Annotated in this window: 22 protein-coding genes; 13 read left to right on the top strand and 9 right to left on the bottom strand. The window is 71.9% G+C overall.

Annotated elements, in window-relative coordinates; genetic code table 11:
• The first annotated feature begins 28 nt into the window (after window positions 1–28).
• Both C3492_RS26260 and C3492_RS26255 read left to right on the top strand, forming a co-directional pair.
• Window positions 29–724, top strand: coding sequence for a CoA pyrophosphatase (locus C3492_RS26260; RefSeq protein ID WP_103814819.1), 696 nt, complete (start codon window positions 29–31; stop codon window positions 722–724).
• A 13-nt stretch (window positions 725–737) separates the two neighbouring features.
• A complete protein-coding gene (locus C3492_RS26255) occupies window positions 738–1,937 on the top strand; it encodes a MarP family serine protease (RefSeq protein WP_103814817.1) in 1,200 nt (399 codons plus the stop codon).
• A 15-nt stretch (window positions 1,938–1,952) separates the two neighbouring features.
• On the opposite strand, the gene C3492_RS46030 is transcribed toward C3492_RS26255, so the two are convergent.
• The 6 genes from C3492_RS46030 to C3492_RS26225 form a co-directional block, all read right to left on the bottom strand.
• Window positions 1,953–2,132 carry a hypothetical protein gene (locus C3492_RS46030; RefSeq protein ID WP_103814652.1) on the bottom strand — a complete coding sequence of 60 codons (180 nt, stop codon included), beginning with the start codon at window positions 2,130–2,132 and terminating at the stop codon, window positions 1,953–1,955.
• Between the two features lie 162 nt (window positions 2,133–2,294).
• Window positions 2,295–3,218: an alpha/beta fold hydrolase gene (locus tag C3492_RS26245; RefSeq protein WP_103814650.1), complete on the bottom strand. Its 924-nt coding sequence runs from the start codon at window positions 3,216–3,218 to the stop codon at window positions 2,295–2,297.
• On the bottom strand, window positions 3,215–3,703 hold the full coding sequence (locus tag C3492_RS26240) for a phage holin family protein (RefSeq protein WP_103814648.1): 489 nt from the start codon (window positions 3,701–3,703) through the stop codon (window positions 3,215–3,217). Before C3492_RS26240 ends, C3492_RS26245 begins: the two co-directional genes overlap by 4 nt.
• A gap of 113 nt (window positions 3,704–3,816) precedes the next feature.
• Window positions 3,817–5,247: a Na+/H+ antiporter NhaA gene (gene nhaA, locus C3492_RS26235; protein ID WP_103814647.1), complete on the bottom strand. Its 1,431-nt coding sequence runs from the start codon at window positions 5,245–5,247 to the stop codon at window positions 3,817–3,819.
• A 203-nt stretch (window positions 5,248–5,450) separates the two neighbouring features.
• On the bottom strand, window positions 5,451–7,406 hold the full coding sequence (gene acs / locus C3492_RS26230) for an acetate--CoA ligase (protein WP_103814645.1): 1,956 nt from the start codon (window positions 7,404–7,406) through the stop codon (window positions 5,451–5,453).
• Between the two features lie 98 nt (window positions 7,407–7,504).
• Entirely contained in the window at window positions 7,505–9,844 is a 2,340-nt protein-coding gene (locus tag C3492_RS26225) for a SulP family inorganic anion transporter (protein ID WP_103814644.1), read from the bottom strand.
• A 338-nt stretch (window positions 9,845–10,182) separates the two neighbouring features.
• Between C3492_RS26225 and C3492_RS26220 the strand changes: the two genes are divergently transcribed.
• A complete protein-coding gene (locus C3492_RS26220) occupies window positions 10,183–11,448 on the top strand; it encodes a hypothetical protein (RefSeq protein ID WP_103814642.1) in 1,266 nt (421 codons plus the stop codon).
• A 3-nt stretch (window positions 11,449–11,451) separates the two neighbouring features.
• Here the strand turns inward: C3492_RS26220 and C3492_RS26215 are convergent, their stop codons facing one another.
• Window positions 11,452–12,432: an ATP-binding protein gene (locus C3492_RS26215; protein ID WP_181140559.1), complete on the bottom strand. Its 981-nt coding sequence runs from the start codon at window positions 12,430–12,432 to the stop codon at window positions 11,452–11,454.
• A gap of 101 nt (window positions 12,433–12,533) precedes the next feature.
• Here C3492_RS26215 and C3492_RS26210 point away from each other — a divergent pair, with 101 nt between their 5' ends.
• Window positions 12,534–13,358: a Fic family protein gene (locus tag C3492_RS26210; RefSeq protein ID WP_103814640.1), complete on the top strand. Its 825-nt coding sequence runs from the start codon at window positions 12,534–12,536 to the stop codon at window positions 13,356–13,358.
• Between the two features lie 413 nt (window positions 13,359–13,771).
• On the opposite strand, the gene C3492_RS26205 is transcribed toward C3492_RS26210, so the two are convergent.
• Entirely contained in the window at window positions 13,772–14,602 is an 831-nt protein-coding gene (locus C3492_RS26205; RefSeq protein WP_103814639.1) for an HAD family phosphatase, read from the bottom strand.
• A gap of 582 nt (window positions 14,603–15,184) precedes the next feature.
• Here C3492_RS26205 and ssd point away from each other — a divergent pair.
• The 7 genes from ssd to C3492_RS46965 all read left to right on the top strand — a co-directional run bounded on the left by ssd (window position 15,185) and on the right by C3492_RS46965 (window position 20,917).
• Window positions 15,185–16,291, top strand: a complete 1,107-nt coding sequence (ssd, locus tag C3492_RS26200; RefSeq protein ID WP_103814637.1) for a septum site-determining protein Ssd — start codon at window positions 15,185–15,187, stop codon at window positions 16,289–16,291.
• Window positions 16,288–17,478, top strand: a complete 1,191-nt coding sequence (locus C3492_RS26195; protein ID WP_103814635.1) for a TadA family conjugal transfer-associated ATPase — start codon at window positions 16,288–16,290, stop codon at window positions 17,476–17,478. The genes ssd and C3492_RS26195 overlap by 4 nt, the downstream gene beginning before the upstream one ends.
• 293 nt (window positions 17,479–17,771) lie before the next feature.
• Complete coding sequence (locus C3492_RS26190; protein WP_181140558.1) at window positions 17,772–18,653, top strand: type II secretion system F family protein; 882 nt, start codon at window positions 17,772–17,774, stop codon at window positions 18,651–18,653.
• 136 nt (window positions 18,654–18,789) lie between these two features.
• A complete protein-coding gene (locus tag C3492_RS26185; RefSeq protein WP_181140557.1) occupies window positions 18,790–19,572 on the top strand; it encodes a type II secretion system F family protein in 783 nt (260 codons plus the stop codon).
• 151 nt (window positions 19,573–19,723) lie between these two features.
• Window positions 19,724–19,924: a DUF4244 domain-containing protein gene (locus tag C3492_RS26180; RefSeq protein ID WP_103814631.1), complete on the top strand. Its 201-nt coding sequence runs from the start codon at window positions 19,724–19,726 to the stop codon at window positions 19,922–19,924.
• Between the two features lie 22 nt (window positions 19,925–19,946).
• Window positions 19,947–20,285, top strand: a complete 339-nt coding sequence (locus tag C3492_RS26175; protein WP_103814629.1) for a TadE family type IV pilus minor pilin — start codon at window positions 19,947–19,949, stop codon at window positions 20,283–20,285.
• Window positions 20,282–20,917, top strand: coding sequence for an Rv3654c family TadE-like protein (locus C3492_RS46965; protein WP_374938375.1), 636 nt, complete (start codon window positions 20,282–20,284; stop codon window positions 20,915–20,917). The genes C3492_RS26175 and C3492_RS46965 overlap by 4 nt, the downstream gene beginning before the upstream one ends.
• 89 nt (window positions 20,918–21,006) lie before the next feature.
• Here the strand turns inward: C3492_RS46965 and C3492_RS26165 are convergent, their stop codons facing one another.
• Entirely contained in the window at window positions 21,007–23,502 is a 2,496-nt protein-coding gene (locus tag C3492_RS26165; RefSeq protein WP_181140556.1) for a DEAD/DEAH box helicase, read from the bottom strand.
• Window positions 23,503–23,582: 80 nt separating this feature from the next.
• Here C3492_RS26165 and bldG point away from each other — a divergent pair, with 80 nt between their 5' ends.
• Together bldG and C3492_RS26155 are read left to right on the top strand one after the other, a co-directional pair.
• On the top strand, window positions 23,583–23,924 hold the full coding sequence (bldG, locus tag C3492_RS26160; RefSeq protein ID WP_014674042.1) for an anti-sigma factor antagonist BldG: 342 nt from the start codon (window positions 23,583–23,585) through the stop codon (window positions 23,922–23,924).
• Window positions 23,925–24,104: 180 nt separating this feature from the next.
• Entirely contained in the window at window positions 24,105–24,539 is a 435-nt protein-coding gene (locus C3492_RS26155; protein WP_103814624.1) for an ATP-binding protein, read from the top strand.
• The last annotated feature ends 326 nt before the right edge of the window (window positions 24,540–24,865 follow it).

The raw sequence follows: 24,865 nt of genomic DNA, 5'->3' as shown, positions 1-24,865 counted from the left end.
TGGAGAGGACAGGACGACGGGGGTGGCGATGACGAGGGCAAGTGACACACAGGGCGGTCCGGTGACGCTCAGCAAGGAAGGGCTGCCGGACTGGCTTGAGCCCGTCGTGCGCGCCGCCGAGACGATCCAGCCGCTCCAGCTGAGCCGGTTCCTGCCGCCGGAGAACGGCTCGGGGCGGCAGTCGGCCGTGCTGATCCTGTTCGGCGAGGGGGAGCGCGGCCCGGAGCTGCTGCTCATGGAGCGCGCGGGCTCGCTGCGCTCCCACGCCGGACAGCCGTCGTTCCCGGGCGGCGCGCTGGATCCGGAGGACGGCGATCCGCAGGATGAGGGCCCCCTGCGGGCCGCGCTGCGCGAGGCCGAGGAGGAGACCGGGCTGGACCCGTCCGGTGTGCAGCTCTTCGGTGTGCTGCCGAGGCTGTACATCCCGGTCAGCGGCTTCGTCGTCACCCCCGTGCTGGGCTGGTGGCGCAAGCCCAGCCCGGTCGGCGTCGTGGACCCGAACGAGACCGCGCGGGTCTTCACCGTCCCCGTGGCGGATCTCACGGACCCCGCCCACCGCGCCACCGCCGTCCACCCCCGTGGCCACAGCGGCCCGGCATTCCTGGTCGAATCGGCCCTGGTGTGGGGTTTCACGGCCGGGGTGATCGACCGCCTGCTGCACTTCGCGGGCTGGGAGCGCCCCTGGGACCGCACTAAGCAGGTCCCGCTCGACTGGCACGCATGACAGGGTGATCCCCGTGAACGTGCTGGACATCCTGCTGCTGGTCGCGGCCGTGTGGTTCGCGGTGGTGGGCTACCGCCAGGGCTTCGTCGTCGGCATCCTGTCGGTGATCGGGTTCCTGGGCGGCGGCCTGGTCGCCGTGTACACGCTGCCCGTCATCTGGGACGCCGTGACCGGCAAGGCGGAGGTCGGCACCACCGCCGCCGTCGTCGCCGTGGTCGTCGTGATCGTCTGCGCCTCCGTGGGCCAGGCCCTGACCACCCACCTCGGCAACAAGCTGCGCCGGCACATCACCTGGTCCCCGGCGCGCGCCCTGGACGCCACCGGCGGCGCCCTCGTCAACGTCGTCGCGATGCTCCTGGTCGCCTGGCTGATCGGATCCGCCCTGGCCGGTACGACCCTGCCGACCCTCGGCAGGGAGGTGCGCGGCTCCAAGGTGCTCCTCGGGGTCTCCCGGGCGCTGCCCGCGCAGGCCGACACCTGGTTCGCGGACTTCTCCTCCGTGCTCGCGCAGAACGGCTTCCCCCAGGTCTTCAGCCCGTTCGCCAACGAGCCGATCAAGGACGTGCAGCCGCCCGACCCGGCCCTGGAGAGCAGCCCGGTCGCCTTCCACGCCCAGCGCTCCATCGTCAAGGTCACCGGCACCGCCCAGAGCTGCGGAAAGGTCCTGGAGGGCAGCGGCTTCGTCTTCGCCGACCGCCGTGTCATGACCAACGCACACGTCGTCGGCGGGGTCGACGCGCCGCGCGTGCAGATAGGCGGAGAGGGCCGCAGGTACGACGCGAAGGTCGTCCTGTACGACTGGAAGCGCGACATCGCCGTACTCGACGTACCGGACCTGAAGGCGACCGCCCTGCGGTTCACCTCGCGGGACGCGGCCGGGGGCGACGGCGCGATCGTCGCGGGCTTCCCGGAGAACGGCTCGTACGACGTGCGCGCCGCGCGCGTGCGCGGGCGCATCACGGCCAACGGCCCCGACATCTACCACCGCGGCACGGTCCGCCGCGACGTCTACTCCCTGTACGCCACCGTCCGCCAGGGCAACTCCGGTGGCCCGCTGCTCACCCCGGACGGCAAGGTGTACGGCGTGGTGTTCGCCAAGTCCCTCGACGACGCGGACACCGGCTACGCCCTGACGGCGGACGAGATCCAGGCCGACATCGAGCGGGGGCGTACGGCGAACGAGCAGGTGGGTACGGACAGCTGCGCCCTGTAGGGCGACGCGGAGCGTTCAGCCCCGCGGGTGACGCAGGCGCACCGAGACCCAGCGGGCCCGGCGGCGCAGGATGCGTGGGATCCCCACCCGGAGGTCCGCTTCCGCGAGTTGCGGGGCGCCTCGCTGAGGCGTGCTCAGGCCCGTGGCCGAGCGGCGGTTGCGGGGTGCGTCACTGTAGTCGTGCGTCCAGCCCATACCCCGACGTGTGCCCCCGCCCCAAGGTCGATAACCGCTTGTGCGCCCCCCAATTGGCCTATGCGGCAGGCATGTGGCCGTTCGGGGGACAACTGTTCAGGAAATCGGATACTCCACGCATCGAACCTTCACCGCACGGTCACCGGACGGGCGCCTGACGCCTCATCGGTCGGGCTCGGGATCCTTGAGCCAGTTGATCAGTTCGGTGGAGAACGCCGCGGGGTCCTCCTCGTGCGGGAAGTGGCCGAGCCCGTCGAACAGGCGCCAGCGGTACGGCGCTTCGACGTACTCGCCCGAACCGGCCGCGCTGCGCGTCCGGGTCACCGGGTCCAGCGAGCCGTGCAGATGCAGCGTCGGCACCCGTACGGGCCGCTTCATCCGGCGATAGAACTGCACGCCGTCCGGCCGGGCCAGCGAACGCACCAGCCAGCGGTACGGCTCGATCGCGCAGTGCGCGGTCGACGGGATGCACATGGCCCGCTGGTACGTCTCCACGGCCGTGTCCTCCGGCAGTCGCGGTCCGGACCAGTCCCGGATCAGCCGGCCCGCCAGCGCGCCCCCGTCGGCGGTCAGTTGGCGCTCCGGGATCCAGGGCCGCTGGAACCCCCAGATGTAGGAGTTGGCGGCCGTCTGGCGGGCGTCCCGCAGCATCGCCGCGCGCCAGCGCCGCGGATGCGGCATGGACGCCACGGCCAGGCGCCGCACGAGCTTGGGCCGCATGGCCGCCGCCGTCCACGCCAGATAACCGCCGAGGTCGTGGCCGACCAGCGCGGCGTCCGGCTCGCCGAGGGACCGGATCACCCCGGTGACGTCCAGCGCGAGGTTGGCCGGGTCGTACCCGCGGGGCGTACGGTCGCTGCCGCCGACGCCCCGCAGGTCCATCGCCACCGCCCGGTAGCCGGCGTCCGCGAGCGCGGTCAGCTGGTGCCGCCACGTCCACCAGAACTGCGGGAAGCCGTGCAGGAGCAGGACCAGCGGGCCGTCGCCGAGCTCGGCGATGTGGAAGCGGGCGCCGTTCGCGGCGACGTCCCTGTGACTCCAGGGACCTTCGATCCGTACGGCCGAGGGAGCGGCGGGGTCCGTCATGACGACGAGCGTGCCACAGCCTCGATGGCCGCGGGAGCCCGGTCCTCGGGCAGCTCCGGACGCGGGTGCGGCTTGGCGTTCTGCAGGACGCCCGCCGACTGCTTCATCGAGGCCGCCACCTTCTGCGGGCCCTTGCCCTTCTTGGCCTTCTTCGCGAACACCGTGCCGATGAGCGCGAGAAGGCCGGCGACCAGCACGTTGGCCGCGAAGGACAGCACGAAGCAGATCGCCAGGTTCCAGTGGCTCCAGGTGCGAATGCCGTAGGCCAGTGCGAAGTTGAGCATCGGCAGGGAGAACACCAGTACCGCGCCCGCCATCGAGAAGGCGCCGCCGCTGACCGCGCCGCGCTTCACGTCCTGCTTGAGCTGGGCCTTGGCCAGCGCGATCTCGTCGTGCACCAGCGCCGACAATTCGGTCGTCGCCGAGGCGAACAGCTGGCCGATGCTGCGTTCGGCGCCGACCGGGCTGCCGTCGGGTGCGCTCATCGCGTTCTCCCTCAGAGGTCTCTCGTGGTCTTACGTACCGTAGGTCTTGCGTGCGTGGGGCTTGCGTGCCGCCGGCTCGTGCGTGCCGTCTTGATTTGTACCGTCTCGTCAGATCATGCCGGACGGCCGTCCTCCTCGCCTGCCCCGCCCGGCACTTCCTGAAGCCCGTGGCGCGCCTCGGCGGCCAGCCGGCGGTGCTCGGCCGCCTTGCGCTCGTGGATCTCGGCCATCCGGAGGTGGTACGCCGGGTCGTCCTGCTCGTAGACGTCCGGGATGCCGTCGAGGTCCTCGTCGCGCTCCTCCTCCTCGCACAGCCGGCGGTACTTGGCGTTGCGCACCCTCAGCAGCACGGTCGCGCACGCCGCCGCGATCAGCGACCCGGTGAGGACGGCCGCCTTCACCTCGTCGGTCAGTACGGCGTCGCCCTCGAAGGCCAGCTCGCCGATGAGCAGCGAGACCGTGAACCCGATCCCGGCGAGCGTCGCCACGGCGAAGACGTCGGCCCACGCCAGGTCCTCGCCGAGCTGCGCACGGGTGAAGCGGACCGTCAGCCAGGTGCCGCCGAAGATGCCGACCGTCTTGCCCACGACCAGGCCGAGCACCACGCCGAGCGTCTCGGGCCGCGTGAACACGTCCGCGAGCGCCCCGCCGGATATCGACACACCGGCACTGAACAGCGCGAACAGCGGTACGGCGAGCCCGGCGGACAGGGGGCGCACCAGATGCTCGATGCGCTCGGCCGGTGAGCACTCCTCACCCTCACGCGTGGTGCAGCGCAGCATCAGGCCCATCGCCACGCCGGCGATGGTGGCGTGCACGCCGCTGTTGTACATCAGCGCCCAGACGACGACCCCGAGCGGCACGTACACGTACCAGCCGCGTACGCCCTTGCGCAGCAGCAGCCAGAAGAGCGCCAGGCCGGCGGCGGCCCCGCCGAGGGCGGCGAAGTTCAGCCGGTCGGTGAAGAAGACCGCGATGATCAGGATGGCGAAGAGGTCGTCGACGACCGCGAGGGTGAGCAGGAAGGCGCGCAGGGCGCTGGGCAGTGAGGTGCCGATGACCGCGAGGACGGCGAGCGCGAAGGCGATGTCCGTGGCGGTGGGCACCGCCCAGCCCTGCGTGGAGCCGTGTCCGGCGACGTTGGTCAGGGTGTACACGAGTGCCGGTACGGCCATCCCGCACAGCGCCGCCGCCACGGGCAGCACCGCCGCCCTGCGGTCGCGCAGGTCGCCGGCGACCAGCTCGCGCTTGAGCTCGATGCCGGCGACGAAGAAGAACACGGCGAGCAGGCCGTCGGCGGCCCAGTGGGCGACGGAGAGGTTCAGGCCGAGGGCTTCGGGGCCGGCGTGGAAGTCGCTGACCGTCTCGTACGCGTGGTGGATGCCGGGGACGTTCGCCCAGACCAGCGCGGCCACGGCGGCGAGGAGCAGCAGCGCCCCGCCGACGGTCTCGGTGCGCAGCGCGTCCGCGACGAAGGAGCGCTCGGGCAGCGACAGGCGGCCGAGAACCTTGCGGGGGGCGGTGCGGGGGCGGGGTGCGGTCACGGGAGACCTCCGGGGCAGGCGGAACTCACATGCCGACCAGACTTCCCGGCGCACCTGGCGTACCGCTTCGTACGGCACTTTGTTTACTTTACCTAAAGTGTCGCGCCCGGGCCCGGTGATCTTCACCGTGAACGCCCGAGGGGCACCCGGCACGTTCGCCGACCGGGTGCCCCTCGGGGTGCCGCTCAGTCCTCCCGTTCCGCTCAGTCCTCGCTGGGCGACGCGGGCAGCTTGGCCTGGATGAGGTCCATGACCGTGGAGTCCGTCAGCGTGGTCACGTCGCCGAGCTGGCGGTTCTCGGCGACGTCCCGCAGCAGGCGGCGCATGATCTTGCCGGAGCGGGTCTTCGGCAGCTCCGCCACCGGCAGGATCCGCTTGGGCTTGGCGATCGGGCCCAGCGTGGCGCCGACGTGGTCGCGCAGCTCTCCGAGGAGCGCCTCGTTCTCCGAGGCCGTGCCACGCAGGATGACGAACGCGACGATGGCCTGGCCGGTGGTCTCGTCGGCGGCGCCGACGACGGCGGCCTCGGCGACCGACGGGTGCGAGACGAGTGCCGACTCCACCTCGGTGGTGGAGATGTTGTGCCCGGAGACGAGCATCACGTCGTCCACCCGGCCCAGCAGCCAGATGTCCCCGTCGTCGTCCTTCTTCGCGCCGTCACCGGCGAAGTACCTGCCCTCGAAGCGGGACCAGTAGGTGTCGATGAACCGCTGGTCGTCGCCCCAGATGGTGCGCAGCATCGACGGCCACGGCTCGGTCAGCACCAGATAACCGCCGCCGCCGTTCGGCACCTCGTTCGCCTCGTCGTCGACGACCGTGGCGCTGATGCCGGGCAGCGGACGCTGCGCCGAACCCGGCTTGGCCTCGGTGACGCCGGGCAGCGGCGAGATCATCATGGCGCCGGTCTCGGTCTGCCACCAGGTGTCCACGACCGGCGTCCTGTCGGCGCCGATGTGCTTGCGGTACCAGACCCACGCCTCGGGGTTGATGGGCTCGCCCACCGAGCCGAGGACGCGCAGGGACGACAGGTCGAACTTGGCGGGGATGTCGTCGCCCCATTTCATGAACGTCCGGATCGCGGTCGGCGCCGTGTAGAGGATCGTGACCTTGTACTTCTGCACGATCTCCCAGAAGCGGCCCTGGTGCGGGGTGTCCGGCGTGCCCTCGTACATCACCTGCGTCGCGCCGTTGGCCAGCGGGCCGTACACGATGTACGAGTGCCCGGTCACCCAGCCGACGTCGGCCGTGCACCAGTACACGTCCGTCTCCGGCTTGAGGTCGAAGACCGCCCAGTGGGTGTAGGCCGTCTGGGTGAGGTAGCCGCCGGAGGTGTGCAGGATGCCCTTCGGCTTCCCCGTGGTGCCGGAGGTGTAGAGGATGAACAGCGGGTGCTCGGCCTCGAACGCCTCCGGGGTGTGCTCGGCCGACTGGCGGGCGACGATGTCGTCCCACCACACGTCCCGGCCCTCGGTCCAGGCCACCTCTTGGCCGGTGCGGCGGACCACGAGCACGTGCTCGACGTTGTCCACCTTGCCGATCGCCTCGTCCACCGCCGGCTTGAGCGCGGAGGGCTTGCCGCGCCGGTAGCCGCCGTCGGCGGTGATGATCACCTTGGCGTCCGCGTCCTGGATCCGGGTCGCGAGCGCGTCCGCCGAGAAGCCGCCGAAGACGACCGAGTGCGCGGCGCCGATCCGGGCCGAGGCCAGCATCGCGATCGCGGTCTCCGGGATCATGGGCATGTAGATGGCGACGCGGTCGCCCTTGCGCACGCCCAGCTCCAGCAGGGCGTTGGCGGCCTTGGAGACCTCGTCCTTCAGCTCCGCGTAGGTGATCGCCCGGCTGTCGCCGGGCTCACCCTCGAAGTGGATGGCGACGCGGTCCCCGTGCCCGGCCTCCACATGCCGGTCCACGCAGTTGTAGGCGACGTTCAGCTCGCCGTCCTTGAACCACTTCGCGAACGGCGGGTTCGACCAGTCCAGCGTATCGGTCGGTTCCTTGGCCCAGGTCAGCCGGCGGGCCTGCTCGGCCCAGAAGCCGAGCCTGTCAGCCTTGGCCTGTTCATACGCCTCCGCGGTGACGTTGGCGTGCGCTGCCAGGTCGGCGGGCGGCGCGAACCTGCGTTCTTCCTTGAGCAGGTTGGCCAGGCTCTCGTTGCTCACGACATCTCCCTTTCGAAGGGTGTCCGTTGTGTCCCAGGCCACAGCTCATCAGACACGGGGGTCCGATGACAAGGGTCGACGGAGAAATTGGTTTAGACCTATCCGCGACTCGTGACCCCTACCCCTTCGTGTGCCTCCTCACCTCCCCCGATGCCTCCCGCGACGTCCTCGAACACCGCTCCCTCCTCCGTCCCCGCGAGCAGATACGCCTGGGCCTCGCCAACGTGGAAATACATGCCGTGCAGCTCCAGTGTCCCCTCGGCCAGCGCCCGGGCCACCGGTCCGTGCGCCCTCAGGTGCGCCAGTTGCTGGACCACGTTGGTCAGGCACAGCAGCTCCACCGTGTCCGCCGGCTCCCGCCCGGCCAGCCGGGGCCGCTCGGGGTGATCGCCGGCCGTCCGCGCCAGGCTCGGCAGCCCGTGCCGCAGCCACCGCTGGAGCGGGGTGTCCCCCTGACCGCCCCCCGTGGTCAGCAGCGCCTGCATCGCCCCGCACCCGGAGTGCCCGCACACCGTGATGGAGCGCACCCCGAGCACGTCCACCGCGTACTCGATGGCGGCGGCCACCGAGTCGTCGCCGTGCTCCTCGCCCGGCGGCGGCACCAGGTTGCCGACGTTGCGCACGACGAACAGGTCGCCGGGACCACTGGCAGTGATCATGGACGTGACGAGCCGGGAGTCGGCGCAGGTCAGGAAGAGCTGGGAGGGCCGCTGGCCTTCCCGGGCGAGCCGCGCCAGCTCCTCCCGCACCAGGGGCGCGGTGTTCCGCTGGAACGAGCTGATGCCACGGGCCAGTTCCCGGCCGGCCCCCTGCCCTGCCCGGGCGGCGGGGGCCGCGGCGAAGCATGCCTGGTGGTTGCGCCAGGGGGTCCAGGGGCGGCACCGGCACTCGGTGGCCGGGGCCTGCTCGGCGGTCCGGATTCCGTCGCGCCGGCCGGCCAGCTCGGCCGTGCCTCCCCGCGCGGTGTGGGAGCTGCGCCAGTCCTGCAGTGACTCGTACGCCGCGTGGTCCATGAACGAACCGTCCAACTCCACGATGGCGTGGGCGCCCTGGGGGACGAGATGCAGGGTTCTGCTGAGCCGGGGCACCGCGAGGAAGGTCAGCTGACCTCGGACGCGTACGTGATGGACTCCTTCCTGCTCGTGGTGGGTGATACGGGTGCGGGCGAGGCGGTGCAGGGCGACGGCGACCGCCACGGCGACCCCGAGGAACACGCCCTGGAGGACGCCGAGGGCCACCACGCCGAGTGTGGTCGCGGCGTAGACCGGCACTTCGCGGTGGCGCGTCACCGTGCGGATGTGGTGCAGGGACACCATCTGGATGCCGACGGCCATCACCAGGGCGGCGAGGGAGGCGAGCGGGATCTCCTCCAGGACCGGGACCATCAGCAGCGCGGCGACTACTACGAGAACGCCGTGCACCATCGTGGAGTTCCGGCTGACGGCACCTGAATTCACATTCGCGGTACTGCGCACCGCCACGCCCGCGATCGGCAGGCCGCCGAGGGCTCCGGAGACGATGTTGGCGGCGCCCTGGCCGAGCAGCTCGCGGTCCAGATCCGAGCGGCCGATGCGGGACTGCGGGCCGGTGCGGGCGGCGACCAGCTTGTCCACGGCCACCGCGCCGAGCAGCGACTGCACGCTGCACACCAGGGTGGTGGTGAGCACCGCGGCCACCAGGCCGAGCGCCGGGCCCTCGGGCAGTCCGGCCAGGGCGTGGCTGTGCCAGGACGGCAGCTCGACCCGGGGGAGGCTCAGGCCGGTGAGGGCGGCGGTCGCGGCGGCTCCGGTGACGGCGACGAGGGCGGCCGGCACCCTGCGCAGCAGCCGGCCGGCGCGGCCGGGCAGGCGGGGCCAGGCCAGCAGCAGGGCCAGGGTCAGCGCGCTCATCGACACGGCGGCCGGGTGCAGGTCGGCCAACTGGGCGGGCAGAGCCCGCAGGTTGGCGAGGACGGAGCTGTCCGGGCTGCCCCCGAGGACGATGTGCAGTTGGGCGACGGCGATGGTGATCCCGATGCCGGCGAGCATGCCGTGCACCACGGCCGGGCTGACCGCGAGCGCGCCGCGCGCCACCCGCAGGCAGCCGAGGCCGAGTTGGGCGAGCCCGGCGAGGACGGTGATGCCGCAGGTGACCCGCCAGCCGTAACGGTGGATCAGGTCCGCGGTCACCACGGTGAGTCCGGCGGCCGGCCCGCTGACCTGGAGGGGGCAGCCGCCCAGCCGCCCGACGACGATTCCGCCGACCGCGGCGGCGACGAGTCCCGCCTGGAGCGGGGCGCCGGTGGCCAGGGCGATGCCGAGGGAGAGCGGCAGGGCGATCAGGAAGACCGCCACGGCGGCGGACAGATCGGCGCCCGCGACGGGGAAGCGGCGGCGGGTCGGTGCGGGGTCGTGCGGCGGGTGGGGGTGCTGGGCGTGAGGGGGTGCGCAGGCGGACATGTTCCCGTCTCCTCCGGGGCGGCGCGGTCGCGGACTGGGTGGGAGCCGCGGCGATGGGCGGGCTCGGTCGCGGCCGTGGGTCACGGCGTACAGCGGCGGGATGGATCAACGTTCGGTAAAAGAACCGTAATGCCAAGTAAAGCCAAAGCATAGTTTTTTGGGGCAAAAGGAGTGAAAGATCGCCCACTTGAGTGAAGTGGGCATTTCATCGGCTTGTCGTACTAATTCCTTCTCGGTCCCGTGCGACCTTGGCGGCGCTGCCGGTGCGAACCCGGCGCATCACCTGAAAACGGCCCTCGTCAGCGTGTGCCTGAGAGAAGGAAGAAGGTGGGCGGAACATGGCCGCCACCCAGAGGATCGCCGTCGGCGCCATGGTCGCCGCGGCCTGTGCGGCGTCGTTCGCCGGTTGCGCGACCGACTCCAGCGGCACCAAGGAAGGGGCGCCCGGACCGGTGCAGGGGGCACCGGCGCCGGGCAGCGTGCTCCGGCTGATCGGCGACGGTTCCACCGCCTACACCGGATCCCAGCCGCATCTGCCCCGGCCCGAGCGGCTGAGCCCCGGTCAGAAGCCCCCGCAGTTCGTCGTGTTCTCCTGGGACGGCGCGGGCGAGGACAGCCAGAAGCTGTTCTCGCACTTCCGCAAGGTCGCCAAGGAGAACAACGCGACCATGACGTACTTCCTCAGCGGCGTGTACCTCCTGCCGGAGGAGAAGCGCGACCTGTACAAGCCCCCGCAGCACTCGCCGGGCCGCTCCGACATCGGCTTCAACGACGAACAGGGCATCACCGACACCCTCAAGCAGGTACGACTGGCCTGGCTGGAGGGCAACGAGATCGGCACCCACTTCAACGGCCACTTCTGCGGGCCCGACGGCGGGGTCGGCACCTGGTCGGTGGAGGAGTGGAAGAGCGAGATCGCCCAGGCCAAGAACTTCGTGAAGTCCTGGCGGACCAACACCGGCATGAAGCGGGCGGCTCCGCTGCCCTTCGACTACGACAAGGAGCTGATCGGCGCCCGCACCCCCTGCCTGGAAGGCCGGAAGAACTTCATCAAGGCCGCCCGCCAGCTGGGCTTCCGCTACGACTCCAGCGGAGTCGACAACCAGGTCTGGCCCAAGAAGAAGGAGGGCCTGTGGGACCTGTCGATGCAGCTGGTGCCCTTCCCCGGCCACACCTATGAGCAGCTGACCATGGACTACAACTTCATGGTCAACCAGTCCGGCACCAAGACCCAGGGCGACCCCGACAAGTTCGACTACTGGGGCGCCCAGATGCGCGACGGACTCATCCAGGGTTTCTACCGCGCCTACGACGGCAACCGTGCGCCCCTGATCATCGGCAACCACTTCGAGTCCTGGAACGGCGGCACCTACATGCGCGCCGTCGAGGACGTGGTCAAGGCGGTGTGCACCAAGCCCGAGGTGCGCTGTGTCTCCTTCCACCAGCTGGCCGACTGGCTGGACGCCCAGGACACGGCGACCCTGGCGAAGCTGCGCACCCTGAAGGTGGGCGAGGCCCCCCGGCAGGGCTGGGCGTCCTTCCTGTCCGGCCACCCGGCTCCGGCGCCCAAGGGCGTACCCGGGGCGCCGGCGGACGAGTCGTAGACGTCAGACCGGCGCCGCCACGCTCTCGCCGAGCACGAAGTGGGGGTCGACCTGCGCCGCCAGGTCGGCCCCGGTGCGCTCGTTGCCCCAGGACTCGGCGTTCTTCAGGTGGAAGTGCACCATCTGGCGGGTGTAGCGCTCCCAGTCGCGCTGCTCGTAGGTGGCGTCGACGGTGGCCTTGAGCAGGTCCAGGGCGCGGGCGTTGGCCTCCTCCAGGAGGGCGAACCGGGGCGGGCGGCCCTTCTCCATGGCGCGCACCCAGTCCGAGCGTCCGACCGTCACGAGCAGGTCGTCCCCGACCTCTTCGCGCAGGAAGTCGAGGTCGTCCGGGTCCTGGATCTTGTTGCCGACGACCTTGAGGGCGACGCCGAAGTCGCGGGCGTACTCCTTGTACTGGCGGTAGACGGAGACCCCCTTCCGGGTCGGCTCGGCGACGAGGAACGTCATGTCGAAGCGGGTGAACATGCCGGAGGCGAAGGAGTCCGAACCGGCCGTCATGTCGACCACGACGTACTCGTCGGGGCCGTCGACGAGGTGGTTCAGGAACAGCTCCACCGCTCCCGTCTTGGAGTGGTAGCAGGCGACCCCCAGGTCGGCGTCCGTGAAGGGGCCCGTGACCATCAAACGGGCGGCGCCGCCGTCGAGTTCCACCGGGCGCGCGCAGGCGTCGTAGACCGGGTTGGGCTCGCGCACCCCGACCAGCCGCGAGCCCTCGCCGGGCGGGGTGGTCTTGATCATGGTGGCGGCCGAGGCGATGCGCGGATTGGTGCCGCGCAGGTAGTCCTTGATCAGCGAGAGCTGTTCGCCCATGGCGGGCAGCGCCGCCGCCTCCTCCTCGCCGAGGCCGAGCGCGGGGCCGAGGTGCTGGTTGATGTCCGCGTCGATGGCGACCACCGGGGCGCCGGAGGCGACGAGATGGCGGATGAAGAGGGAGGAGAGCGTGGTCTTGCCGCTGCCGCCCTTCCCGACGAAAGCAATTTTCATGTTCACCAAGGGTAGTCGGGCGATAGCTGTATGTGTCACGTGGCAGTGAAGAAGACCACTCCTTCGTGGGGTGGGTCGGTGGGGTGCGTAGTGTCGTACTCATGAGTACGACAGGCGCGACCGCCGATCCGCTCGCGGCCCTGGGCTCGCTGCCCGGTGTGGCCGAGTCCGTTGAGTCCGTGCGCAAGGCCGTGGACCGGGTCTACGGGCACCGGATCATGCGACGTCGCAGCAACGAGATCACCTCCGAGGCGGCGCTGCGCGGCGCCCGCGGCTCGGCGGCGCTGTCCGGCGCGGACTGGGCCCTGGAGGAGGTGCGCCGCCGTACCGACTTCGGCGTCGACGCCGAGGCCCGCGTCATGGGTGCGGCCCTGCGGCTCACCGCGGAGGCGGGGCAGCTGCTGTCCATCTGGCGCCAGTCGCCCCTCCGGGTGCTGGCCCGGCTCCACCTGGTGGCCGCGGCGAGCGCCGAGGATCAGGTCGGCAGGCCGCGTCTGGCCGGCGAGCCGGTCGACGAGCCGCTGGTCGAGCTGCCGCTGCCGGACGCCGAGGAGGTCTCGGGCCGACTGGAGGGGCTGGCCGACCTGATCATCGCCGGCAGCTCCGCGCCCGCGCTGGTCACGGCCGCCGTGGTGCACGGCGAACTGCTCGCACTGCGCCCCTTCACCTCCCACAACGGCCTGGTCGCGCGCGCGGCCGAGCGGATCGTGCTGATCGGCAGCGGACTGGACCCGAAGGCGGTCTGCCCCGCCGAGGTGGGCCACGCCGAGCTGGGCCGCGCCTCCTACCTGGCCGCCCTGGACGGGTACGTCTCCGGCACCCCCGAGGGCATGGCCGCCTGGATCGCCCACTGCGGCCGGGCGGTCGAACTGGGTGTACGCGAGTCGACGGCGGTGTGCGAGGCGCTTCAGCGCGGCGCCGCCTGAGGGAGGCCGGACGGCGGTAGCCCGGCTGGACGGGCTACGGGCGACGGGGGCGCCTCGGACGGCGGGAGCCCTGGACGGCGGGGGCCTCCCGACAAGGGTTGCGGCGGTACGAGTTGCTCGTACCGCCGCTGGCATGATCACCGGGTTACCAAGCGTCCTCGATGTGTCGCCCATCAGGTCGGGATCTTTGCCCGTCACCTGGTGCGGCTGGCCCGTAATCGACGGGTCGACGTCGCGTGGGTGCCCGGTGTTCATGCTGGGTCCGTGGGGCCAATGCGTAGTGGTAGGGGATCCTCTCGGATGTCCTTTGGTCTCGCGGGCCTACGTTCTTTTTACCGCGGGCCGGGAGGAACCGGAACCCCTACCTGCACTTCTTTACTTTCGGGTTCAAACAGGGTGAAACGGGCGCCGGTTCAGGCGGTGCCACGGCGCCGGTTCGTGTACCAGACGAGGCCGGCGGTGGCCGCTGCCGCACCTATGGCCGCCGCGGCGACCAGCGCCGGGCGGGTCGGTACGGAGAACGCGGGCAGCCGTTTCTTGAGGCGGACGGGGTGGCGGAACTCCAGGATCGGCCACCCGCGCGCGAACGCCTCGCGGCGCAGCGCGCGGTCCGGGTTCACGGTGTGCGGGTGCCCGACGGCCTGGAGCATCGGCAGGTCGGTCGCCGAGTCGCTGTAGGCGTAGCAGCGGTCGAGGTCGTAGCCCTCGGACGCGGCCAGTTCCCTGATGGCCTCGGCCTTCGTGGGGCCGTACGCGTAGTACTCCACCTCTCCGGTGAAACAGCCGTCCTCACCGACCACCATGCGGGTGGCGACCACTCGGTCCGCGCCGAGCAGCTCCCCGATCGGCTCGACCACCTCGGCGCCCGAGGTGGACACGATCACCACGTCCCGGCCGGCCGCGTGGTGCTCCTCGATGAGGGAGGCGGCCTCGTCGTAGATGATCGGGTCGATCAGCTCGTGCAGGGTCTCGGCGACGATCTCCCGCACCTGCTGGACGTTCCAGCCGCGGCACAACGCGGAGAGGTACTCGCGCATGCGCTCCATCTGGTCGTGGTCCAGACCGCCGGCCAGGAAGACGAACTGGGCATATGCGGTACGCAACGCGGCCCTGCGGTTGATCAGCCCGCCTTGGTAGAAGGACTTGCTGAAGGTGAGGGTGCTGGACTTCGCAATGACCGTCTTGTCCAGGTCAAAGAAGGCCGCTGCGCGGGGCAAGGAGTGGTTTTCCACGTCCCTGAGCATAGGCGCCCACCATTCGGCGTAAGGTGGGGCGCGTGGGTTTGCCTGAGAGGGCTCTCGGGTACACCATGGAAGTCACGGATCGTTCGCGACCGTGCTAACCCGGTCCGACTCCTCCCCCCCCGAGTCGGCCGTGGGGACGACCCCCGCTCTCCCCCCCGGCGGGGGTCGTCGCATGTCCGGATGGGTTTTCTCGCTCCTCCTCCTTCCTCACGCGGCCGTACGGCCGGCATGGCGCCGCCGTGGCCGCGCTCTCGGCATGCCCATGATCGGTGACGCAGGGTAATCATCAGACTGCTCTGTGGATATCGCACACGCGCCGGCACGGGGGTCACCGGTATGGGTGACGGAGATATTCACAGGGTCTGGGTTGTCCACAGTTATCAACCAAGATCCACATTATTTCGCGGATCACTGCACCGTGATTCCAGCGCACTCCGGCCGAGGCGCGTTCATGGCCGGTCCGATGCGTATGGCCGGTTCCTATCGGCCGTTCATATGGAGGCCGCTTGCCGGTTCTTCACACCTTTGGGAATCGCGTGGTCGCAGAGGCTGCGCGGCCCACGCAGCGAAGGGGGAACACCCGTGACCGGAACCGTCACCCATGACCCGCCGCCCGGCCCCGCAGACCGGCCCGGACGGCCGCTCATCGTCACCGAGGACGCCGTTCTCCTGGACGATCTCCTGCGTCTGTGCGCGGCGGCGGGCGCCACACCCGAGGTCCACCACGGCGTACCGGAATCCGGGGACGGCTGGGCGGCCGCCCCGCTCGTACTCGTCGGTGACGACGCCGCCCACCGGATGTGCGGCGCCACGCGCCGGCCGGGAGTGGTGCTGGTGGGCTGCGACCAGGACGACCCGGGGGTGTGGAAACGAGCCGTCCAGATCGGCGCCGACCACGTCCTGATGCTCCCCGACGGCGAACCGTGGCTGGTCGACCGCATCGCCGACGTCGCCGAGGGCATCGGCCGCCCGGCCCTCACCGTCGGGGTGATCGGCGGCCGGGGCGGGGCCGGCGCGTCCACGCTCGCCTGCGCGCTCGCCGTCACCTCCGCGCGCGAGGGACTGCGCACGCTCCTGGTGGACGCCGATCCGCTGGGCGGCGGACTCGACGTACTCCTCGGCGGCGAGAGCGCCGAGGGGCTGCGCTGGCCCGCCTTCGCCGCCTCCCGGGGTCGGGTCGGCGGCGGTGCCCTGGAGGAGTCACTGCCCGAGCTGCACTCCCTTCGTGTGCTCAGTTGGGACCGCGGCGACTGCGTCGCCATTCCGCCTCCCGCGGTCCGCGCGGTGCTGGCAGCCGCCCGGCGGCGCGGCGGCACGGTCGTGGTCGACCTGCCCCGACGCCTCGACGACGGGGTCGCCGAGGCCCTCGCCCAGCTCGACATGGCCTTGCTCGTCGTCCCGGCCGAGCTGCGGGCCGTCGCAGCCGCCGGCCGCGTCGCCTCGGCCGTCGGCATGGTCGTGCGGGACCTGCGGGTCGCGGTCCGCGGGCCGTACGCACCCGGTCTGGACGACCACGAGGTGGCCCGGCTGCTCGGTCTGCCGCTGGTCGGCGAGGTGCCCGTCGAACCGGCGCTGCTGCGCCCGCGGGGCGGCGCGAAACCGCCGGGCGCGACCGGGCGCGGACCGCTCGCCCGCTTCTGCACGCACTTCTGGGAGCGCGCGCTGGTGGAGACGGGAGGCATCCGATGACGCTGCCCGGACTCGACCGGGCCGACGGCGCGGCCCTGCTCGACGGTGTCCGCCGCCGGCTCGCCGAGAGCGGAGCCGAACCCACCCCCGCGCGCGTGGCCCAGGCACTGCGCGAACAGGGCCGGGTGCTCGGCGACGCGGAAGTCCTCGGCGCGGCCGCGCACCTGCGGTCCGAACTCGTCGGCACCGGCCCCCTGGAACCCCTGCTCGCGGACCCGGACGTCACCGACGTCCTGGTCTCCGCCCCGGACCGGGTCTGGGTGGACCGCGGCGGCGGCTTGGAGTTGACCCCGGTGACCTTCCCCGACACGGCTGCCGTACGACGTCTCGCGCAGCGGCTGGCCGCCGTGGCCGGACGCAGGCTGGACGACGCCCGGCCCTGGGCGGACGCCCGGCTGCCCGACGGCACCCGGCTGCACGCGGTGCTGCCCCCGGTCGCCGTCGGCTGCACCTGCCTCGCCCTGCGGGTGGTACGTCCCCGGGCCTTCACCCTGGAAGAGCTCGTCGAGGCCGGCACGGTGCCACCCGGCGGCGACCGGATCCTGAGGGCACTGCTCGATGCCCGGCTGTCCTTCCTCGTCAGCGGCGGCACCGGATGCGGCAAGACGACCCTGCTCAGCGCCCTGCTCGGGCTCGTCGGACCCGGCGAGCGGATCGTGCTCGCCGAGGACTCGGCCGAGCTGAGGCCGGATCACCCGCACGTCGTCCGGCTGGAGACCCGGCCCGCCAACCAGGAGGGCGCCGGCCTGGTCACCCTGGAGGACCTGGTACGGCAGGCGCTGCGGATGCGGCCGGACCGGCTGGTCGTCGGCGAGGTGCGCGGCCCCGAGGTCGTGCATCTCCTCGCGGCCCTCAACACCGGTCATGAGGGCGGCTGTTGCACGGTCCACGCGAACGCGGCGGCGGATGTGCCGGCCCGGCTGGAGGCGCTGGCCACGGCCGCCGGGCTGGACCGGGCCGCGCTTCACAGCCAGCTGGCGGCGGCCCTCTCCGTGGTGGTGCATCTCGTACGGGACCGGTCCGGGCGGCGCCGGATCGCCGAGGTGCACGTGCTGGAACGGGACACCACCGGGCTGGTGCGGACGGTACCGGCCCTGCGCTGGGGCGAGCGGGCGTTCGTGCGGGAGCGGGGGTGGGGGCGGTTGCGGCAACTGGTGGGGGATGCGGGGGAGCTCGGGGACGACTGAGGGGGGAGCGGCGGACGGGTGGTGTGAGGGAGCCGTTCGGTCGGGCGACGGGGATCGGTGGGCGAGTGCGCTCGGGCGAGGCGGTGCGTTCGGGGCCGTTCGGCAGATCGGCTCGCTCGGCAGATCGGCTCGTTCGGCGGCTCGGTGGCGGGTCGGCGAGGTTCGGCGGGTCAGTGAGATCCGGCCGGTCGGTGCGTTCGGGGTTCGGTGGCGGGTCGATGAGCTTCGGCGGGTCGGTCGAGGCCGGCAGTGACGAGAGTTGTGACGGCAGTGATGGCAGCAGTGACGAAGTGATGAGAGGAGTGACGGAAGTGATCGGTGAGGCGTCGATGGGGGCCGCGCTGGTCTGTCTCGGTGCGCTGGTGTGGCTGCTGGGCGGACGGCACTACGGGATGCGGCGGGCACGGCTGCTGCTGGCCGGCGGCGGGGTGGTGACGACGGGGCCGCCCGTCCGGGAGCGGTTCCGCGCGGAACTGCGGCGGCAGCGCGGGCGATGGGGAGCCGAGTGGTGGGCGCTCGTCGCCGGTCTGGGGATCGCCCTGCTGGGCGCCTCGGTGATTCCGGTGGTCGCGGGGGCCGCCGGGGTGCCGTTGTTGCGCCGGATGCGGCTGGCCCGGCAGGCCCGGCACACCCGGGAGCGGCGGGCCGACGCGGTGATCGCCCTGTGCGGTGGGCTCGCCGGGGAGGTGCGGGCGGGACGGCAGCCGGGAGAGGCGCTGTTGCGGGCCGCGCGGGACTCTGGCGGACTCGGCGACGCACAGGCCGCCGTGGTGGCGGCGGCGCGGTTCGGCGGAGACGTGCCCGGCGCACTCGCCGTGGCTGCTCGGCAGCCGGGGGCGGAGGGTCTGCTCGGACTCGCCGCGTGCTGGCGGGTGGCCGTGGACCAGGGCGCCGGACTCGCCACCGGTCTGGACCGGCTGGACGGGGCCTTGCGCGCCGAACGGGATCAGCGGTCCGACGTCCGTGCCCAGTTGTCGGGTGCCGGGGCCACCGCGGTGCTGCTCGCCGCACTGCCCGCGCTCGGGCTGCTCCTCGGCTCGGCCATGGGCGCTGACCCGCTGCGTGTGCTGCTGCACAGCGGCGCAGGCCTCGGCTGCCTCGCGGCCGGCGCTCTGTTCGAGACGGCCGGGATGTGGTGGGCGATGCGGATCGTGCGGGGGGCGGAGGCCGTGTGAGGTGCGCCGTGCGCATGTGGCGAACAGCCCGAATGACCGAACCGAATGACCGAACCGGATGAGCGAGTGACGAAATGACCGAGTGACGAAATGACCGAGTGATCGATGAGCGGATGCCGGGGAAGGGGCGTGCGGCATGAATGGGGAAGTCATCCACAGGCTGGGGACGGCGGTGGCCGTGGTGCTGGTCCTCGGCTGGGGTGTCCGGCGGCTGGAGCTGACGCGGCGGCGGCGTCGGGCGCGGCGCCGGATGGCCGAGCTGCTGGGCTCCGAAGTGCCTGATCGCACCGCCCGGTTGGCGATGCCGGACATCGTCCGGCGGCGATGGGTGCCGACGGCCGGCGCGGCGTGTGGTGTCTGGGTGCTGGTCGGCGGGGTCGTCGGTGCGGTGCTGGGGCTGGGCGTGGGCGCTGTGCTGTGGCGGTGGCAGGGCCGTCAGGTGGTGGCCGGACAACAAGAGGTGGTCGATACGGCCGGGGCCGCGCGCCAGCTTCCGCTCGCCGCCGATCTGCTGGCCGCCTGTATCGCGGCCGGTGCCGGTCCGGTGATCGCCGCCCAGGCGGTGGGGGAGGCGCTTGGCGGACCGGTCGGGCAGGCATTGGCGCGGGGCGCGGCGGAGGTCCGGCTCGGTGGTGAACCGGCGGACGCCTGGCGGAGCTTGGCCGCGCTGCCCGGTGCCGGTGCGCTGGCGCGGCTGCTGGGGCGGGCCGACGAGTCCGGGTTGCCCGCGGCCGGCCCGGTCGCCCGGCTGGCGTCGGACGCGCGTGCGGAGTGGGCCCGTACGGCGACGGTCCGGGCGCGCCGGGCGGGCGTACTGATCTCGGCGCCGGTCGGCCTGTGCTTCCTGCCCGCGTTCATCGCGGTCGGTGTGCTGCCGGTCGTGATCGGGCTGGCGGGCGGGGTGATGGGAGGGAGGTGAGGGCGATGAGAGCGGGCCGGTACGCGGACGTCAGGTGAGCCGATGGACGACGACGAACGACCACGAACAACAACGAACGCTCACGAATCATGATGAACGACAACTAACGACAACGAGCCGACAACAGATCAGAAGCCTCACGGGGGTTGAAATGTTCGAGAAGATCAGGAAAGTGGCGGTGCGGGTGCGCGGAGCCTGCCGTCAGGACGGCGGAATGGTGACGTCCGAGTACGCCATGGGGATCATCGCGGCTGTCGGGTTCGCGTTGCTGCTCTACAAGGTCGTCACCAGCGGTCAGGTCCAGGCTGAGCTGCAGGACATCGTGAAGAAGGCCCTCAGTGCGCGCATGTGAGCGAGGTGGGGACCGTGGGTTCGTGACCGCGGAGGCGGCCGTGGTGCTGTCCGTGCTGGTGGCGTTCACGATGGCGCTGGTCTGGGGGCTGCTTGTGGTGGCGGCGCAGATCGAGTGTGTGGACGCGGCCCGTGCGGGCGCCCGGGCCGCAGCCCGGCAGGACCCGGCCGAGGCGGTGGTGACGGTGACCCGGGAAGCGGCGCCGAAGGGAGCGCGGGTGACCGTCGCGCGCGAGGGCGACCGGGTCCGGGTGACGGTGGCGGCCGAGCCGCCGGTGCTGAGCGGATTGCCGTTCGAGGTCCGTGAGGAGGCCGTGGCCCTCGCCGAGGAGACGGTGGGCCAGAGGGAGGCGGGGCCGTGAGGCGCCGGGGCGGGCTGACCGACGAACGGGTGCGTGCCGACGGTCGACGGGGGACCGGAGGCGAGGGGTGTGAGGGGGAGCGGTGCGGTGGGCGCGCGCAGCCGGACCGGCCGTCGGACTCAGACCGGGGATCCGCCACCGTCTGGAGCATGGGAGCGATCGCCGTGCTGTGTGTGGTGTTCGGCGCCGTGCTCGCTCTCGGGCAGGCCGTCGTCGTCCGGCACCGGGCGGCCGGCGGCGCCGACCTGGCCGCGCTCGCGGCGGCGGACCACTGGGCCGAGGGCGGCACGGCGGCCTGTGCGCATGCCGGGCGGCTGGCGGCGGCCCAGGGAGTTCGGATGGTGCGGTGTGCGATCGTGGGCGACACGTCCGAGGTGACGGCGGCGGCAGGAACGGGGCTGTTCACGGCGGAGGTCAGAGCGAAGGCGGGACCGGCAGGTCCGGTGCCGCCCGCCGTCTCGGACGGGCCCTCGGTTCCTGGCGCCCCGGACGGGCCCTCGGTTCCCGGCGTCCCGGACGGCTCCCCGGTTGGGCCGCCCGGCGTCCTGGACGGCTTGCAGACAGTGCCCCCAGCCGTCCAGGGCGACTCCGATGCCTGCCGCCCGCCGTGCCGGACACGTCCTAAGCCCTGAGGCCCGGCCGTTCCGGCAGCCCGGCTGTCCCGGCGTCCCGGCCGTCACGGTGTCCCGGCGTCCCGCGCCCTGTGCCGCTCGCCCTTCGCCTAGCCCTCCGAGCCCTCCGAGCCCTCCGAGCCCTCCGAGCCCTCCCCCTCCGGTGCCGCCCGAAGCAGCACCGTGAGCAGTCGTACCGCGCCCCTCTTGTGCAGTGGGTCGTTGCCGTTGCCGCACTTGGGGGACTGGATGCAGGACGGGCAGCCGGCCTCGCACTCGCAGGAGGCGATGGCCTCGCGGGTGGCGGTGAGCCAGGCGCGGGCGGTGTGGAAGGCGCGTTCGGCGAATCCGGCGCCGCCGGGGTGGCCGTCGTAGACGAAGACCGTGGGGAGGAGGGTGTCGGGGTGCAGGGGCACGGACACTCCGCCGATGTCCCAGCGGTCGCAGGTCGCGAAGAGGGGCAGCATGCCGATGGAGGCGTGTTCGGCGGCGTGCAGGGAGCCGCCGAGGATCTCCGGGGTGATCCGGGCCTCGTCCAGCTGGTCCTCGGTGACCGTCCACCACACCGCGCGTGTGCGCAGCGTACGAGGAGGGAGGTCGAGTTTCGTCTCACCCAGCACTTCGCCGGTGATGAGGCGCCGGCGGAGGTAGGAGACCACCTGGTTGGTGACCTCCACCGAGCCGTAGCACAGGCGGCCGGCCCCCCACGGGATCTCGGTGTCCGTCTCCAGGATGGAGATGGACGTGGTGTCACGGGCGACCGTCGAGTACGGCGGGTCCGCCTGCTCGACCAGGGCGACGGAGTCCTCCAGGTCCAGGGAGCGCACCAGGTAGCTGCGGCCCTGGTGCAGGTGGACGGCGCCTTCGTGGACGGTGGAGTGCGCGGCGCCCGCGTCGACCGTGCCGAGCAGACGGCCCGTGCCGGCCTCGACGACCTGCACCGGACGACCACCGGCGCCGCGGATGTCGGTGAGGTCGGCGGCCCGCTCCCGGCGGGTCCAGTGCCAGGCCTTGGTGCGACGGCGGAGCAGCTTCGCGGCCTCCAGCTGCGGCAGCACGTCCGCGCAGGCGGGGCCGAAGAGGTCCAGGTCCTCCTCGGTCAGCGGCAGCTCCGCGGCGGCGGCGCACAGGTGCGGGGCGAGGACGTAGGGGTTGTCGGGGTCGAGGACCGTGGATTCCACCGGCTGGTCGAACAGGGCTTCGGGGTGATGGACGAGGAAGGTGTCCAGCGGGTCGTCGCGGGCGACGAGGACCGCGAGGGCGCCCTGGCCCGCGCGGCCCGCGCGGCCGGCCTGCTGCCACAGGGAGGCGCGGGTGCCCGGGTAGCCGGAGATCACCACCGCGTCCAGACCGGAGACGTCCACGCCCAGCTCCAGGGCGGTCGTGGCGGCGAGGCCGAGGAGTTCGCCGGAATGCAGGGCCCGTTCCAGGGCGCGGCGCTCCTCGGGGAGGTAGCCGCCGCGGTAGGCCGCGACACGCCGGGCCAGGGAGCGGTCGACCTCGGCGAGTCTCTCCTGGGCGATGACCGCGATCAGCTCGGCGCCGCGCCGGGAGCGTACGAAGGCGACCGAGCGCACACCCTGCACGGTGAGGTCGGTCAGCAGGTCGGCGGTCTCGGCGGTGGCGGTACGCCGTACGGGTGCGCCCTTCTCGCCCTGCAGTTCGGTGAGCGGGGGCTCCCAGAGGGCGAACACCAGCTCTCCGCGCGGGGAGGCGTCGTCGGCGACCTCGACGACCGGCAGGCCGGTCAGCCGGCGGGCGGCGACCGCGGGCTCGGCGGCGGTCGCCGAGGCCAGCAGGAACACCGGGAAGGAGCCGTAGCGGGCACACAGGCGGCGCAGCCGGCGCAGCACCTGGGCGACGTGCGAGCCGAAGACGCCCCGGTAGGTGTGGCACTCGTCGATGACGACGTACTTGAGTGATCTCAGGAAGGAGGACCAGCGCGGGTGGGAGGGGAGTATCCCGCGGTGCAGCATGTCCGGGTTGGTGAGGACGTAGTTGGCGTACTGGCGGATCCACTCCCGTTCCTCGAACGGGGTGTCGCCGTCGTACACGGCCGGCCGTACCGATGTGCCGAGCGGTTGTGAAAGTTCCTTCACCGACCGGCACTGGTCCGCCGCGAGCGCCTTGGTGGGGGACAGGTACAGAGCAGTGGCACCACGGCCGTTCGGGGCCTCCGCGCCGTCCAGGAGGGTGGACAGGACGGGCACGAGGTAGGCGAGGGACTTGCCGGAGGCGGTGCCGGTGGCGACCACCACCGAGTCGCCGTCGAGGGCGTGCTCGGCGGCCAGCGCCTGGTGCGCCCAGGGGTGCTCGATGCCGCACGCCTGGACGGCCGCGATCACTTCGGGCCGAATCCGGTCAGGCCAGACGGCATGGCGGCCCGCGCGCGGGGGCAAGTGCTCCGTATGAGTGATGCGCGCAGCCCGGCTCGGCCCGGAGGCGAGCCGGTCCAGGACCGTGCCCGGAGACGTGCGGGAGGCCGGGCGGGCCTGGGTTCGATCGGATCGGTGATTCTTGGCCATCGGCACCGAGTGTGTCACTGGCGTGACGGACAATGGAGCCAAGGCGTCGTGCACGCCTGCCGGTAAGTGATTGAATGCCATCGCGGCTGGCGAAACGTCCCGGGGGCCGCAAGCGAGGTGCCCGAGGGACGACCGCTCGATAGCAAGGTGCTGGAGGATCCGTGGACCTGTCCCTGTCGACCCGTACCGTCGGCGATCGTACGGTCGTCGAGGTCGGTGGCGAAATCGACGTATATACCGCGCCCAAGCTGCGCGAGCAGCTGGTCGAGCTGGTGAACGACGGGAATTTCCACCTCGTCGTCGACATGGAAGGTGTGGACTTCCTCGACTCCACCGGGCTCGGCGTGCTGGTCGGCGGCCTGAAGAGGGTTCGTGCCCACGAGGGCTCGCTGCGTCTGGTCTGCAACCAGGAGCGCATTCTCAAGATCTTCCGCATCACCGGCCTCACCAAGGTGTTCCCGATCCACACCACGGTCGAGGAAGCGGTGGCGGCCACCGACTGATCGGCCACTGACCGATCCCGGACCGGTCGCCGGCGCCGGGCTCCTGCGGGGCCCGGTCGCCGGCCGGTCCTGTCCTGGGCCGATGCCGATGTGGCGGCCCGGAACAGAGATGTACACCGGGGGTGTGGGCGCTCGACGGCCCCGCCCCCGACCGCACGCCCGTAGTCGCGAGGGGGATGCATGGCCACCGTCGAACTCCGCTTCAGCGCGCTGCCCGAGCACGTCAGGACCGCCCGGCTGGTGGCGGCAGCGGTGGCGCGCAGGGCCGGAGTGGACGAGGCCGTCCTGGACGAGGTACGGCTCGCCGTGGGCGAGGCCTGCTCCCGCGCTGTCGGACTCCACCAGAACAGTGGCGTCACGGCACCGGTGAAGGTGGCGCTGATCGAAGAGGAGAAACAGTTCTCCATCGAGGTCGGCGACGAGGCTCCGCATGCCGCCCCGGGTGGCGACACGCCGGGCACCGGGCAGGAAGCCGAGGCGGAGGTCGAGGAGGACGAGATGGGCCTCGCGGTCATCAGCGGTCTCGTCGACGACGTGGAGGTCACCACCGGGCAGAACGGTGGCCTGATCCGCATGACCTGGCCGACCGCGCCGCCGGCCGCCGCGCTCGCCTGATCTCGCCCGCTTGATCCCGCCCGCCCGCTCGGGCGGACCGGTCTCACCCGACTGGCCGTAGCGGCCACAACCACCCGACAAGCGCACAGGGGCCCTGCCGAGCAGGGCCCCTGCGGTGTTTTGGCGACCATCACGGGAATTCGTGAACGAATTCACGATCAAAACCGTGATAATTTGATCAAGCACCAAGTGGCCGACAATGGCTTTGGGGCATTACGTCGTTCGGGTTTGCTGTATGTACATGCAGGCCAATTCCGTTTACCGTCCCCTGTTTAGACTCACTCGGCGGTACCTACAATCCGTCCACATCTTGAGCTCAGCCCAAG

Source organism: Streptomyces sp. Ru62, assembly GCF_002920615.1.
Lineage (GTDB): Bacteria > Actinomycetota > Actinomycetes > Streptomycetales > Streptomycetaceae > Streptomyces.
This window is presented reverse-complemented; position numbering and strand designations above follow the sequence as displayed.

Coding starts and splice junctions, on each gene's coding strand:
- C3492_RS26260 (WP_103814819.1), top strand. CDS start 29: ATGACGAGGGCAAGTGACACACAGGGCGGTCCGGTGACGCTCAGCAAG.
- C3492_RS46030 (WP_103814652.1), bottom strand. CDS start 2,132: ATGGGCTGGACGCACGACTACAGTGACGCACCCCGCAACCGCCGCTCG.
- C3492_RS26245 (WP_103814650.1), bottom strand. CDS start 3,218: ATGACGGACCCCGCCGCTCCCTCGGCCGTACGGATCGAAGGTCCCTGG.
- C3492_RS26240 (WP_103814648.1), bottom strand. CDS start 3,703: ATGAGCGCACCCGACGGCAGCCCGGTCGGCGCCGAACGCAGCATCGGC.
- C3492_RS26225 (WP_103814644.1), bottom strand. CDS start 9,844: ATGTCCGCCTGCGCACCCCCTCACGCCCAGCACCCCCACCCGCCGCAC.
- C3492_RS26220 (WP_103814642.1), top strand. CDS start 10,183: ATGGCCGCCACCCAGAGGATCGCCGTCGGCGCCATGGTCGCCGCGGCC.
- C3492_RS26215 (WP_181140559.1), bottom strand. CDS start 12,432: ATGAAAATTGCTTTCGTCGGGAAGGGCGGCAGCGGCAAGACCACGCTC.
- C3492_RS26210 (WP_103814640.1), top strand. CDS start 12,534: ATGAGTACGACAGGCGCGACCGCCGATCCGCTCGCGGCCCTGGGCTCG.
- C3492_RS26205 (WP_103814639.1), bottom strand. CDS start 14,602: ATGCTCAGGGACGTGGAAAACCACTCCTTGCCCCGCGCAGCGGCCTTC.
- C3492_RS26195 (WP_103814635.1), top strand. CDS start 16,288: ATGACGCTGCCCGGACTCGACCGGGCCGACGGCGCGGCCCTGCTCGAC.
- C3492_RS26190 (WP_181140558.1), top strand. CDS start 17,772: ATGAGAGGAGTGACGGAAGTGATCGGTGAGGCGTCGATGGGGGCCGCG.
- C3492_RS26185 (WP_181140557.1), top strand. CDS start 18,790: ATGAATGGGGAAGTCATCCACAGGCTGGGGACGGCGGTGGCCGTGGTG.
- C3492_RS26180 (WP_103814631.1), top strand. CDS start 19,724: ATGTTCGAGAAGATCAGGAAAGTGGCGGTGCGGGTGCGCGGAGCCTGC.
- C3492_RS26165 (WP_181140556.1), bottom strand. CDS start 23,502: ATGGCATTCAATCACTTACCGGCAGGCGTGCACGACGCCTTGGCTCCA.
- C3492_RS26155 (WP_103814624.1), top strand. CDS start 24,105: ATGGCCACCGTCGAACTCCGCTTCAGCGCGCTGCCCGAGCACGTCAGG.